Raw genomic sequence first — 13,733 nt, forward strand, 5'->3', positions numbered from 1 at the left:
AAGCGGGCTTGCCAACTGGCCTCAGTAAGTCACGGTAACGGGCATGCCGACACGTGAATACTGGAAGAATTTACGGGCCATATGCGGCGGCATTCTGACGCAACCGTGGGACGCAGGATAACGGGGCACATGACCCGATGCATGCAGTCCAATACCACCATTGAACCGGATGTAGTGATTCATTTTTGCACCGCGATAATAGGTGCCCGGGGGACGGCGATGCTTGCGGGTATCAACATCCGCCTTCACTACGCGACCAGTATTTCGGTCTACAAAACTGCCGTAGATACTGGAGCGATGATTTGGCCGCTTGGCCAATACGCGGAATTTCCCGGGGCTGGTGCGAAAGCCCTGCTTACCGGAGGACACCAGGGACACCCCTACCAGGCGACCGCCTTTGTAAAAGTAGGCTTTCTGCTCAGAGAGGTTGATACGTATCGAGGGCGATCCGGAAGAATTCATCGCTGCCTGGTCATCAAACCAGTTAGCACCGGTGTGCGCGTCGGCAAGTGATGGCCAAAGCCCGCCAAAGAGTAACGCGGTGAAGAGCATCATGACGCCGATAAGATTTCGACTGAGGGGCGGTGATGCAGCTGCCACTGCGCCTGCATTCTCCCCCTGGCTTGGTGTTTCGCCACACTGTATCAGCTGCGCCGGCCGATCAGACAGGCTTCTGGTTCGCGTGGATGACAGACTTGTTTGCATAGCAACACCTCAATCAGTACATCAATCAGATCCTTTTCAAACCGGATTTTCAGAAACCCATAGGGAAGCTTTTGAGAACCCGACTTCATCTGGAATCCATGCCCAGCGGCACCCTGAAACCGATTCGGAACCCGGGGTGCATGTTCGATTCTATTGACCGGGGGATGGGCGCTTAGATTGATTTATATGGGGAGGTAGCACTTTTATGGAAAATGGCAATCGTCATAAGGTGCCGGGCCAGGGGTCACAAGATCGTGGCTGAATGGCCGGCGATGATGTGTTCGTCGATATAGCGTGATGAATAGAAAAATATTTCTGCTACATCCACAAAAAAAGCGACCAAAATGGTCGCTTTTTTCGGAGTCAAGGCGGGTCGGGACAAAAAAACTGTGTGTTTTGTCTCGGTCTGGCCTGCGCTTGGGATAGCGCTTTGTATTTTCTCTTTGTGTCACACTTTCTGATTGGCGAGGTACAGCCAGGTGTCTACGGCGGTATCCGGGTTCAGGGAAACGCTGTCGATCCCCTCTTCCATCAGCCACTGGGCAAAATCTTTGTGGTCGGATGGTCCCTGGCCACAAATGCCGACGTATTTCCCTGCCTTTTTACACGCCTGAATGGCGCGGGACAGGAGCATTTTTACCGCGGGATCCCGTTCATCAAACAGATCCGCTACCAAACCAGAATCCCGGTCCAGCCCCAGTGTCAGCTGGGTCAGGTCGTTTGAACCGATGGAGAATCCATCAAAGTACTGCAGGAACTCATCGGCCAGCAACGCGTTGGACGGAAGCTCACACATCATGATGACCTTGAGCCCGTTTTCACCGCGCTTGAGGCCATTCTGCTCCAGCAACTCCACTACCTGACGAGCCTCGTCCGGAGTTCGTACGAACGGCACCATGATCTCTACATTGGTGAGCCCCATTTCGTCGCGGACTTTTTTCAGCGCCTTACACTCGAGGGCAAAGCACTGGCGGAAGTCCTTGGAGCGATAGCGGGCCGCACCACGGAAACCGAGCATGGGGTTTTCTTCACTTGGCTCGTACATCTGGCCGCCGACCAGGTGCGCGTATTCGTTGGACTTGAAGTCCGACAGACGCACGATGGCGCGGTTCGGGGCAAACGCTGCGGCAAGGGTCGAAATCCCCTCCACCAGCTTTTCCACGATGAAATCTTCCGGCGATGCGTAACCGCCGATGCGGTTGCGGATGTTCTTCTGCAGATCGATCGGCAGGCGATCAAGCTCAAGCAGCGCCTTCGGGTGAATACCGATCATGCGATTCAGGATGAACTCCAGACGCGCCAGGCCAACGCCCTGGTTGGGGAGGTTGCTGAACGCAAATGCCCGATCCGGGTTGCCCACATTAAGCATGATCTTGAACGGCAGTTCCGGCATGTCCTGAACTTCAGTCAGAGAGCGTTCAAAATCCAGCTCACCGGACATCACAAACCCGGTATCGCCTTCCGCACAGCTCACGGTCACCGGGGTACCGGTAGACAGCTTTTCGGTGGCGTCACCGCAGCCAACTACCGCGGGGATTCCCAGCTCTCGGGCGATGATCGCTGCGTGACAGGTGCGACCGCCGCGATTGGTAACAATAGCACTGGCCTTTTTCAGCACCGGCTCCCAGTCCGGGTCGGTCATATCGGTGACCAGCACCTCGCCGTCCTGCATCTTGGCCATGTCCTCGACGGAATCGAGTACACGTACCTTGCCCGCGCCAATACGCTGACCGATCGCACGGCCTTCACACAGGATGTCGCTGCGTTCGTGCAGTTTGTAGCGTTCGATGCTGGTACCGGTGTCCCGGGAGCGAACGGTTTCCGGCCGCGCCTGGACGATAAACAGCTTGCCGGTATCACCGTCTTTGGCCCATTCGATATCCATCGGACGCTGGTAGTGATCCTCGATTTTGCGCGCCTGATTGGCCAGCTCGGTGAGCTCCTTATCGGTCAGCGCAAAGCGTAAGCGATCCTCTTCTGCCACCTGCACAGTCTTCACCGAGCGGCCGCACTCGCCACTTTCGTCGTAGACCATCTTGATGGCCTTGCTACCGCGGTTGCGGCGCAAAATAGCCGGTCGGCCTGCCTCTAGCGCCGGCTTGTACAGATAGAACTCATCCGGGTTTACTGCACCCTGCACCACGGTTTCACCGAGGCCGTAGGCAGCCGTTACGAAAATAACATCGCGAAAACCGCTCTCGGTGTCGAGGGTAAACATAACGCCGGAGGCACCGGTTTCGCTGCGCACCATATGCTGGATACCGGCAGACAGGGCAACACCCACATCCGCGTAGCCGGTATGCACCCGGTAAGCGATAGCGCGGTCGTTATAGAGGGATGCAAACACTTCCTTAACCGCCTCCAGAACCGCATCAATGCCGCGGATATTCAGGAAAGTTTCCTGCTGGCCTGCGAAGGAGGCATCGGGGAGGTCTTCTGCCGTCGCCGAGGAACGCACTGCTACAGCGGTTTCACCGCCGCCCAGGGCCTCGTAACCCGCGCGAATTTCAGTCTCCAGCTGACTGGGGAAAGGCGCATCGAGCAACCACTGGCGAATTTCCTCACCGGCAGCGGCCAGAGCGGTCACGTCGTCGACATCCAGACTCTTCAGCCGCTCTGCGATACGGGTGTCCAGCTGGGCACCGGACAGGAATTCACGAAATGCATCCGCGGTGGTGGCAAAGCCACCCGGCACGCTGACACCCGCGTCAGCGAGGGAGGAGATCATCTCTCCCAGCGATGCATTCTTACCGCCGACCTTGTCGACGTCTGCCATACCCAGCTTCGCGAATTCGAGAGTGTAAGTGGTCAATGGGCTGCCCTCTGCAACTGCTGTTGAGGCGCCAGATTATAAGGAAGGGTTTTGTAAATAATACCCCGCAAAAACCGACAAAAAGCCCCTATTTCTGTTGTAATTTTTCTACAGAATTACGCACTTACCGGTATTGGGTTACGCTCAATCCAGTCCGCAGGGAAACGGCGAGTCAAAATACCGCGAAAAGTGGCCGCGCCAACCGCCTGCGAGTCAATCATACTGCCAAATCTACAGACGAATGGGATACCATTCGCGGAATCCATGTGCCCGCTTATACAGATACCGAGTCTATGAACGAGTCCCTAAAAACCACCCCGTCAGCAAACCCGGGAACCCGAAAACGCACCGCGTTTTTTATTTCAGATGGTACCGGCCTCACGGTAGAGGGCATTGGCCACAGCTTGCTCGCGCAATTTCGCGATCAACCGGTAGAACAGGTCACCGTGCCTTACGTGGATTCCGACGCGCGCGTGAATCAGGTACTGCAGCGCATTGAGCGCGCGGCCGAGGATTCGGGCCTACAGCCAATCATCATCACCAGTATCGTGTCCGAAAAGATTCGCAAGCAGCTACACCAGAGCTCGGCGCTGATGCTCGACGTGTTCGAAAGCTATCTCGCACCACTGGCCAGCCTGTTTGGCACGGACCCTGTGCGCACTGTGGGCGTATCCCACGGTATCGCAGATGATCGACGCTACTCGGCGCGTATCGATGCGGTACATTTTGCCATGGACAACGATGATGGACGTCGTACACGGGAATTTGAAAGCGCCGACATCATTCTCGTGGGCGTATCCCGCTCCGGCAAAACACCGACCTGCCTGTACCTGGCGCTACAGTTCGGCTTGCGCGCAGCCAACTACCCGATCACCGAAGAAGACATGGATTCCACCGCACTGCCCAAGATACTGCGCCCGTACCGGCACAAACTCTTCGGCCTTACCATCGACCCGAGGCGACTGATGAGTATTCGCCAGGAGCGCCGCGCCAATAGCCGCTACGCCTCGCCCGAGCAGTGTGAATTCGAGGTCCGCCAGGTTGAACAGATTCTGCGCCGGGCTCAGATTCCCTATCTGGATGCTACAGAGCTGTCGGTTGAGGAGCTCGCCACCCGCCTGATGTCCCAGGCCGGGATTGAGCGCAGAATCGACTAGATTTTCTTTAGGAGCGCGTTTTGGAGTAAAGTAGCGCCGCCCACAAGGCCGGCACTGCCTGCCGCCCGCGCGACGGCGCCTGGCAGCCTGATATGGAACCTGTGCGGTGAACCCGCCCGGAAGTTTGGTTGACGTTTTGCAAATACTCTCCCTGCCCTATTCTCCCAATACCGGCGCCGCCTTCGCGGCCCTGGCAGACCTGCCCTATCCGGTGTGGCTGGACTCCGGTGTATCGGGACCCCGCGGTGGACGCTTTGACATCCTGAGCGCCGACCCGGTCAACAATCTCACACTATCACCGTCTGACCCGGCGCCCTTCGAAGCGCTGGATGACCTGCTGTGTGAGCTGGCCCCTCAGGACATGGATCAGCAACTGCCATTCTGTGGCGGCGCAATTGGCTACGCGGGTTATGAACTGGGCAACAGCGGTAATTATTTGCCCGCCGATACGCGCGCTACTGCACTGCCCGCGGGCCACTTCGGCCTCTATACCTGGGCACTGATCGTCGATCACCAGCTGCAGGCAACCCATCTGATATTCCATCCTGCATGCACCAGCGTACAGGTGCGCGACCTGAAAGCGCGTTTCAGCAGTCTCGACTGGTCCCGCCCACCGCGCGGCGAGTCATTCTCACTCACCTCCAGCTTTCGTCACGAATTCAGTGCGGCGGAATACCAGGCGCATATCGAGAAAATCCTCGCCTACATACGCGCAGGTGACATCTACCAGGCAAACTTCACACAGCGCTTTGATGCCGACTTCGAGGGTTGCCCGCTCACCGCTTATCTCGCGCTTCGGGACGTCGCCGCAGGCCCGTTTTCCGCGTATTTGTCGATGCCACAGGGTTCAATTCTGAGCCTGTCCCCCGAGCGCTTCGTGCTCGCTGACGGCAGCTTCCTGCAAACCGAGCCCATCAAGGGCACAGCGCCCCGCAGCGCGGACGAAGTTAAGGACGCCGAACTCGCCCGCACCCTTTGCGCGAGCCGTAAGGACCGTGCGGAAAACCTGATGATCGTGGACCTGCTGCGCAATGATTTTGGCAAGGTATGCCAGCGCGGCAGCGTTCGGGTACCCTCGCTTTTTGAACTCCAGAGCTTTACCAACGTACATCACCTGGTCAGCACCATCACTGGCCAGGTGCCCGAAGAAATGGCGTTCACCGACGTACTTGCGGCCACCTTCCCCGGCGGCTCCATTACCGGAGCACCGAAACGACGGGCAATGCAAATCATCCGCGAACTGGAACGCAGTCCGCGCGGCGTCTACTGCGGCAGCATCGGCTATATCAGCAGTTGCGGGCGCGCCGACTCGAATATTGCCATCCGCACGCTGACCGCTAGCGATGGCCGTATCAGCTGCGCCGCCGGGGGCGGCATCGTGGCGGATTCCAACCCCGAGGCGGAACACAGGGAATGCCTGGACAAGGTGCGACTGCTACTGGAGACCCTGGAAGCGCGCTTTTCCTGATCATCCGGGGTGGCCCCGAATCGGGTTATAAAGCTATCGCCCTTCGATATTTCCACCGCCATCCGGACTCTGCTAGATTCCGCGCCAATCTCCATTCCAGATATTGCCCGGGAAAGATTGCCGGGCTGTGAATCATAAGGCAGTGTCCCATGCGAATTACTCTGGTGAAAAAAGTGCTTGCCGATGGCTCCCTGTGCGCCAAGTGCAACGACGTCGAGCAAAAGCTCAAGGAAAATGACCAGGAAAAGTTTCTCGATGAAATTCTGATCGCCGATGAGCGCGACCTGGAGAGTCCCGGCATGCAATTGGCACAGCGCCTGAACGTGCAGCGCGCCCCCTTCTTTGTCGTCGAAGAGGAAGGCAAGGAACCCGAGGTGTATACCGTATACTTCAAGTTCGTGAAAGAAGTGCTGAATAACCGGTAACGCCCATCCGCGCGCACTACCCCAAACGCAAAAGCCCGGCTATTCAGCCGGGCTTTTGCGTTTTCATTGCCTATATTTCAAGGCCAGGCGATCGCGCCAGAAATCAATAAACTGGCAAGTCGATATGCGAAAAGAGTTCGTCGACCTCTGCACGGGATGACGCCTGAGAAGCCTGCTCTACCAGTTCGCGTGTCAGATGTGGCGCAAACTGCTGAATAAACTCGTACATGAATCCGCGCAGGAAAATACCCTTGCGGAAACCAATTTTCGTCACGCTGCTTTCAAATAATTCACTGGCGTCCAGTGCGACCAGGTCACTATCCTCGTCTTCCACCGCCGCCATATCCGCCACGATTCCAATGCCGAGGCCAAGGCGCACGTAAGTCTTGATGACATCCGCGTCCGCCGCCGTAAATACCACTTTCGGCGAAAGCCCCTTCTCGAGAAATGCTTCATCCAGCTTGGAGCGCCCGGTAAAGCCGAAAACGTAGGTAACAATCGGGTACTTGGCGACATCTTCGAGGGTGAGCTTGGGTAGTTGCGCAAGCTCGTGCCCCTTGGGCACCAGGATGCAGCGGTTCCAACGATACACCGGCATCATCACCAGATCGCTGAAAAGCTCCAGCGCCTCGGTAGCGATCGCAAAATCGGCGGTGCCATCGGCGGCCATTTCGGAAATCTGCATCGGCGTGCCCTGATGCATGTGCAGGGACACTTCAGGATAGCGGGCGATAAATCCCTTGATCACGGGTGGCAGCGCGTAACGTGCCTGGGTGTGGGTGGTAGCAATGGCAAGACTGCCGCGCTTGTCGTTACTAAACTCCTGCGCCACCTGCTTGATGTTTTCCACCTTGCGCATGATCTCGCCGGCGGTCTTCAGGATGGCCTCCCCGGCCGGGGTTACCCGCGTAAGGTGCTTGCCGCTGCGGGCAAAAATTTCGACACCGAGCTCGTCCTCGAGCAGGCGAATCTGCTTACTGATCCCCGGCTGTGAGGTGAACAGACTCTGGGCCGTGGCTGAAACATTGAGGTCGTGATGCGCCACTTCCCAGATATAACGCAACTGCTGCAGCTTCATAGCCTCTCCCTGTCTACCGCGGCCGCCAGTGCCATTTTCCGGCAATGCTCAATTTCACGCCAGCCAACGGTTATAAAAACTTAGTGACTTTATGCTGGAAAAGAATAGCAGGCAAAAGCCCGCTGGGCCAACAACGCGCTATATCAACCTTTAAAAAATAAATAAAAAGTTACTAAAAGTGACTTTCGAGGAGAGAAAAGCGCCGCAGACCGGATTCTGGAGAACAATTTTTCAACAGTCAGGGGGCGTCATACTCCTCGACGTTGGCAATGCCATGAGGGACGTGACCGGTGGCCACATGGGCAGCAGCAGAAGCGCAGTGATTTGGCTGGTCGTCGAAAAATACATCGGCGCCGAACGCGCGCAAAAATTCGCCTTTCGGAAGGCCACCGAGAAAGATGGATTCATCGATACGGATATTCCACGCACGCAGAGTGCGAATTACCCGTTCGTGGGCAGGCGCCGAACGCGCGGTAACCAGTGCGGTGCGAATCGGACAGTTTTCCGCACGGAATTCCGCCTGCAGCTGCTGCAGGGCCTCGAGAAACCCCTTGAACGGTCCGCCCTGTAACGGCTGCCGGGCGGAAGCGCGTTCGGCAGTGGTGAACGCAGCCAGGCCTTCGCGCTTGAAGATCTGCTCTGCCTCATCCGAAAAAAGTACCGCATCCCCGTCAAATGCAAAGCGCAGCACCTCATCGCCCCGCTCACGCGCGCCACCGGGAATCAGGGTCGCGGCAGCCACACCCTGCTCCAATGCACGACGTACATCACTGCCATCAGTGGACAGGAACAAATGACAGCCAAACGGGGCGATATAGCGATACGGGCTACCACCATTGCAGAAAGCGGCGCGGCTGATTTTGAGCCCGTAGTGCTCGATGGAATTGAACACCCGCAACCCGGTATCGGCACTGTTGCGCGACAGCAGGATCACTTCCACCCGCGGATCCCCGGGGAGCCGCTCATTGATCTGCAGAAACTTCTCGACCAGTGAAAAAGCCTCGCCCTTGGGCAACACATCGTTTTCACGTTCGACCTGGTAGGCGGAAAACGCCTCCACCCCCTGCTCTTCGTAGATCTGGTGGCTCTCGCGCAGGTCGAAAAGCGCCCGCGACGAAATCGCGATAATAAGCTTGTTGCTGCCTGAAGCAGTGACTTGCGGATTGCTACTCATGGATAATCAAAAATCAGGGGCCCTCGATATCGTCGAGGCCGGAGGGTTTTTCATCGTTGCGGTGCGGCTCGAGCAGCACCATCAACATATTCAACAGGTCCGCACGGGTCCGATCAGAACGCACGCCCTGCTGATTAACAATTACCAGCATCATGGCGTGACAGGTTTCAAGGGTGGCGCGGGCCAGGCGATTGGTTTCATTGACCGGACAGGTAAAGCCAAGGCGACGGAACATATCCATCAAATGGCTGATCACCAGCTCATCGTGGCGCTCGTCCAGCTCGTGCAGCTCGGGAATCCCCCACATGGCCTGCACCAGAGGCAACAGACCGCGCTGCTCGCGATAGACCGAAACCCACCTTTCCAGCAGGTCGTCGAGGAATTCCTTCAGACTCAGCTGCTCCAGCTCACTTGCGGCGAGCTCGTCGAGGCGCTCGGTGAGACTCGCCAGCCACTGCTCACCCATTGCGTACAGGATGGCGTGCTTATTGGGGAAGTAGTGGTAGACAGAACCTACCGATACACCCAGCTCCTTGGCGATCAGAATGGTAGTGAGATCGTTGAGGCCCACCTGCTCCAGCAGGCGTCCGGTGGTATCCAGTATCTGGCGAGCCCTCTCCCGGGCACGCGCCTGCACCGGTTCCCGACGCGGTGATAACTGATTTTTGCGGCGATTCTGTTCTGCAGTCGACACTTCGTAATCCTTTTCACTGAAGTGCCATTTTTATCACAAATAGGCCGCCTACTCATTAACAAAAAAAGCCGGCTACGGGAGCCGGCTTTTTCCGATTCTGCTCGATGCGAGACAGAAATCGCTGAGTCACGCTGAGTGAATCAGAAGCGGTAGTCCAGGCTGACGCCCGCTACACGACCGCGAGACGGATCGGTCTGGGTGGCCGGCAGGTTGTAGTCCGCTTCGGCGTAGCCCCAGTGATAGAACTCCTCACCAGTCAGGTTTTCCACGTAGACACCGGCAGTCCAGCTGTCGCTGGGTGCGGTGATGGAAGCACGCAGATTAACGACACCGCGGCTGTCTAGCTTCACCTCTTCCGTGTTATCCAGGTCGGAGAACTGCTCACCGGTGTAGGTGTATTCGCCGGACAATGCCAGAGAACCGAAACCAACATCTGTGGTGTAGGTCAGGATAGTGGCAGAGGAAAACGCCGGAGAGAACGCCATCTCGTTACCGTCACAGCCTTCACACAGCTCTTCCGGTGCACCGGAGAACTCGGTGTTCAGCCACGCCATACCCATGTACAGGTCGAGGTTGTCGGTGATCAACCAGCGCGCATCCACCTCCAGGCCCTGACCTTCACTTTCACCCACGTTGCGGGTTACCGCGGCGGCACCGATAAAGAATGCCTGCTGCAGGTCGTCATAGGAGTACTGGAACGCAGCCGCATTCAGGTGCAGGCGGTTGTCCAGCAGGCGTGCCTTGACACCCAGTTCGTAAGACAGAACCTGCTCTTCATCGAACTGATTCGGCTCACCGTTGCTGCTGTCTACGGTCCATTCGTACTCCTCGAGCCAGGCATCTTCGTCCGCGGCGAACGCTGGATCGGTCACACGGTAAGACAGGTAGTCGAAGCCGCCGGATTTATAACCGGTGGCGACGCTCGCGTAACCGGTAACCGCTTCAGAGAAGTCGTGGTTCAGCGTGGCGCGACCGGATACATTGCTCCAGGTCTGATCGCCAGTGATCGGGCCATCGGTGAACATCAGCTGGTAATTCCAGCCACCGGTCCAGGTATCTGGCCACGGAGAGTCCACAGTGTATTTTTTGTGGTCTTCGGTGTAGCGAATACCGAGGCCCAGGCTGGTTTTTTCGCTCAGATCAAAGGTGGTGTTTGCAAATACACCCCAGCCACTATATTCACCGCTAGTGAACGACTCTTCCACGGACATCCCGTCGCCGATCATCACACCACCGGGAATATCCATGCCTGCAGTGGGCGCATATTCCCAGGGATCACCACCGGTCCAGAACGCATCGTCCATATCATCCGGATAGGCCAGTGCCAGTTCGGCACAGGTCATGGAGGAATCCACATCCAGCTCGTAGTCCACTTCCATGGCACCGGCACAGATGTAGTCCTCGGCATCAACACCGGCAAAGTAAGCGTCCAGGTCTTCCTGATAGTAGCTGGCACCCAGCACCCAGTTGAATGGACCGGCATTATCGGAAGTCAGGCGGAATTCCTGACTGAAGAAATCACCGGACTGGTCGCGCACGAAGGTATCGATCGGCTTGTCGGTGCCGTCAAAATCTTCCACATAGGTATAGTTGTGGGTCTTGTAACCAGTGATGGAGCTGAAGGTAACGCTCTCAAACTGACGCTCGACAGTCAGGACCATGTCACCAATTTCAGACTGGTCGATGCCCTGCTGATCGTTATAGACCTCATCATAGTCACCGTCGGTGCCCAGCGCGCGATAGATAGTGCCGTCACTGAAGCGGTCTTCGTACTGCGCCATCAGGGTAACGGTGGTGTCTTCAAAGCCTTCGTAGACAGCAGTAAATCGCATCGCGTCCGCTTCACTGGCACCCAGGTCGCGGCCACCGGCGAGATTCTTGACGTGACCATCCTGTTCCTGGTGCATACCGGAGATACGCACAGCGAAATCTTCGCTTACCGGCATATCTACAGCGCCTTCAAAATCCAGGCGACCGTACTGACCGGCATTCACGGACATTTCACCGCCGAACACCTCACCGGGCTTGCGGGTGGTCATGGAAATGGCACCGGAAGCAGTGTTACGACCAAACAGGGTTCCCTGCGGGCCTTTCACGACTTCTACGCGGTCCAGGTCAAACATACTCGGTGTTGCACCGGTCCGGCTCTGGTAAACCCCGTCAAGGAAGATACCCAGCGCCGGATCACTGCCGGAACCAAAGCTGTTGTTATTCACACCGCGCACGGACACGGAGTCGAAGTATGAGTCGGTGGTTTCACCAGAAATACCCGGTGTCAGGGCAAACAGGTCTTTGAAATCCGACAGATTGGAATTCTTGATGGTATCGCCAGTGAATGCACTGACGGACATCGGCACGTCTTTGAGCGACTCAGCACGCATCTGCGCGGTGACGGTCACCTCTTCAATTTCAGATGCAGCAATCGCACCGCCACTGACGGTCAATACTGCCGCACCAATAGTCGAAGCCAGTAGATTTTTTCTGGCCACAAATGCCTCATTTGATAGCGTCATCGTTACTCCCCACGGGTTATTTTTATCGGGAGCCTGCCCATTCATTACCACTCAGGACGGACCCAGCGACTGAAGCGACCGGTCTGTTATCCCACAAACCGAACAATCATTCAACTTTCATTTTAACGGCCCAGCTTATCCTTCAAGCTGTAATAGAGCATTCCCGCTACCAGCCCCGGCCAACGCAGCAGTGTCCCACCGGGGAAGCTACGCGTCGGAATGCGCGACAATATATCAAACCTTTCCTCGGTACCGGCAATCACTTCCGAGATGATTTTCCCCGCGAAAGTGGCGGTCGGAACCCCGTGCCCGGAGTAGCCCTGGCTGTAGTAAACATTGGGTTCCAGACGGCCGATACTCGGCATCCGGTTGAGGGTGATCGCCAGCGTCCCCCCCCATCCGTAATCGATGCGGGTATCGGCGAGCTGCGGGTAGACTTCCAGCATGTATTTGCGCACGAAAGCGCGAATATCTTGAGGGAAACGGGAGGTGTAATTCTCTCCCCCGCCGAAAACCAACCGGTTGTCACCGGAGAGTTTCCAATAGTTGATCACAAACAGCGTGTCTTGAAGCGCGTAATCGTTCGCTATCAATTCCCGTGCCAAATCCTCGGGCAACGGCTCCGTTGCCAGCACAAAATTGTTGATCGGCATGATCCGACCGGCCATTCGCGGTTCCAGATTGCCCAGGTAGCCGTTGCAGGCCAGCAATACATTGCGCGCGCGTACACGGCCCTTGGCTGTATTCACCACGCAGGGGTTACCGCCGGTGTAACTGGTGACACGGCTGTGCTCATAAAACTGTACGCCAGCCTTGGCGGCTGCCGCCGCAAGACCCAGCGCAAAATTGAGCGGGTGCAGGTGCAGCGAACCGGAATCAATCTGTCCGCCGGAGTAGCGTTCAGAACCCACCAAGGATCGAACTTCCTCTTTCTCCGCATAGCGGATCTGCTCGTAGCCGTAACGCTCGTTCAGCAGTTCGACCTCTTCTTTGAGGCCGGCATCGTGACTGGGCTTGGCCGCCAGATGCATGATCCCCCGTTTCAGATCACATTGAATATCGTGTTTGTGGATCAAGCTCTCTACCAGCTGCACCGCTTCAAGCCCCATATCCCACAGGGATTTGGCGGTTTCCAGACCGAGCATCTTTTCCAGGTCTTCCTGGCCTTTGCGCTGCCCCACGCCCACATGGCCACCATTGCGCCCGGATGCACCCCATCCGACCCGCTCTGCTTCGAGCACCACCACTTTGTAGCCCTGCTCAGCGAGGTGCAATGCAGAGGACAGACCGGTATAGCCTGCACCAATAACGCACACATCCGCCTCGACCTCGCCCTCGAGCGCACCATATGCGGGCGTCGGGTTGGCGCTGGCAGCGTAATATGAGTCGGTATGGCCAAGTAACTTGGTTACTGTTCCGTTAACAGCCATGAAAAATCTCCGATACAAACAAATGGGCAACGGCGTTCTCGATGGCCCCTGAAAGGCCTGGAAAAGCGAAAACATTAAAAACCGAAGCATTATTCAATATTTCTTGAATGATAATTCGGTTTTTTGTCATAATCAAAGCCCACGTGCCGAAAGACCCCCTGGTCCACGACACGTTCCCGCCCTTCACTACCGGTTTAAGTGGCGAAGGCGGTTATATACTTGGGCCTGTAAGCGGGCCCACATGAACCCCGATTTGGGGATAAAGGCCTTTAATCAA

At 56.7% G+C, this 13,733-nt stretch carries 10 protein-coding genes; 3 read left to right on the forward strand and 7 right to left on the reverse strand.

Annotated features, from left to right (window positions below; translation table 11 throughout):
• Positions 1-21: 21 nt before the first annotated feature.
• Positions 22-600 (reverse strand): L,D-transpeptidase, encoded by a 579-nt coding sequence (locus HUW35_RS15960; RefSeq protein WP_255463344.1) that lies wholly within the window; start codon positions 598-600, stop codon positions 22-24.
• 553 nt (positions 601-1,153) lie between these two features.
• On the reverse strand, positions 1,154-3,517 hold the full coding sequence (gene ppsA / locus HUW35_RS15965) for a phosphoenolpyruvate synthase (protein ID WP_181253215.1): 2,364 nt from the start codon (positions 3,515-3,517) through the stop codon (positions 1,154-1,156).
• 293 nt (positions 3,518-3,810) lie between these two features.
• On the opposite strand from ppsA, the gene HUW35_RS15970 reads away from it, so the two are divergent.
• From HUW35_RS15970 to HUW35_RS15980, 3 genes are all read left to right on the forward strand, one after another.
• Positions 3,811-4,674, forward strand: a complete 864-nt coding sequence (locus tag HUW35_RS15970) for a pyruvate, water dikinase regulatory protein (protein WP_181253216.1) — start codon at positions 3,811-3,813, stop codon at positions 4,672-4,674.
• A 136-nt stretch (positions 4,675-4,810) separates the two neighbouring features.
• A complete protein-coding gene (gene pabB, locus HUW35_RS15975) occupies positions 4,811-6,142 on the forward strand; it encodes an aminodeoxychorismate synthase component I (RefSeq protein WP_255463345.1) in 1,332 nt (443 codons plus the stop codon).
• Between the two features lie 149 nt (positions 6,143-6,291).
• Positions 6,292-6,567 (forward strand): hypothetical protein, encoded by a 276-nt coding sequence (locus HUW35_RS15980; RefSeq protein ID WP_181253217.1) that lies wholly within the window; start codon positions 6,292-6,294, stop codon positions 6,565-6,567.
• A 103-nt stretch (positions 6,568-6,670) separates the two neighbouring features.
• Here HUW35_RS15980 and cysB read toward each other — a convergent pair whose 3' ends face one another.
• The 5 genes from cysB to HUW35_RS16005 form a co-directional block, all read right to left on the reverse strand.
• Positions 6,671-7,645: an HTH-type transcriptional regulator CysB gene (gene cysB / locus HUW35_RS15985; protein ID WP_181253218.1), complete on the reverse strand. Its 975-nt coding sequence runs from the start codon at positions 7,643-7,645 to the stop codon at positions 6,671-6,673.
• A 238-nt stretch (positions 7,646-7,883) separates the two neighbouring features.
• Positions 7,884-8,819 carry a 5'-nucleotidase gene (locus HUW35_RS15990; protein ID WP_181253219.1) on the reverse strand — a complete coding sequence of 312 codons (936 nt, stop codon included), beginning with the start codon at positions 8,817-8,819 and terminating at the stop codon, positions 7,884-7,886.
• A gap of 13 nt (positions 8,820-8,832) precedes the next feature.
• Positions 8,833-9,513 (reverse strand): TetR/AcrR family transcriptional regulator, encoded by a 681-nt coding sequence (locus HUW35_RS15995; protein ID WP_078083652.1) that lies wholly within the window; start codon positions 9,511-9,513, stop codon positions 8,833-8,835.
• 140 nt (positions 9,514-9,653) lie between these two features.
• The gene (locus tag HUW35_RS16000; RefSeq protein WP_181253220.1) at positions 9,654-12,026 is read right to left on the reverse strand and encodes a TonB-dependent receptor; all 2,373 of its coding nucleotides are present in this window, start codon (positions 12,024-12,026) and stop codon (positions 9,654-9,656) included.
• Between the two features lie 122 nt (positions 12,027-12,148).
• Positions 12,149-13,456 carry an FAD-binding oxidoreductase gene (locus HUW35_RS16005; protein ID WP_181253221.1) on the reverse strand — a complete coding sequence of 436 codons (1,308 nt, stop codon included), beginning with the start codon at positions 13,454-13,456 and terminating at the stop codon, positions 12,149-12,151.
• Between the last annotated feature and the right edge of the window lie 277 nt (positions 13,457-13,733).

Source organism: Microbulbifer sp. YPW1 (assembly GCF_013367775.1).
Taxonomy (GTDB): domain Bacteria; phylum Pseudomonadota; class Gammaproteobacteria; order Pseudomonadales; family Cellvibrionaceae; genus Microbulbifer.

Coding starts and splice junctions, on each gene's coding strand:
- HUW35_RS15980 (WP_181253217.1), top strand. CDS start 6,292: ATGCGAATTACTCTGGTGAAAAAAGTGCTTGCCGATGGCTCCCTGTGC.
- HUW35_RS15970 (WP_181253216.1), top strand. CDS start 3,811: ATGAACGAGTCCCTAAAAACCACCCCGTCAGCAAACCCGGGAACCCGA.
- HUW35_RS16005 (WP_181253221.1), bottom strand. CDS start 13,456: ATGGCTGTTAACGGAACAGTAACCAAGTTACTTGGCCATACCGACTCA.
- cysB (WP_181253218.1), bottom strand. CDS start 7,645: ATGAAGCTGCAGCAGTTGCGTTATATCTGGGAAGTGGCGCATCACGAC.
- HUW35_RS16000 (WP_181253220.1), bottom strand. CDS start 12,026: ATGACGCTATCAAATGAGGCATTTGTGGCCAGAAAAAATCTACTGGCT.
- HUW35_RS15990 (WP_181253219.1), bottom strand. CDS start 8,819: ATGAGTAGCAATCCGCAAGTCACTGCTTCAGGCAGCAACAAGCTTATT.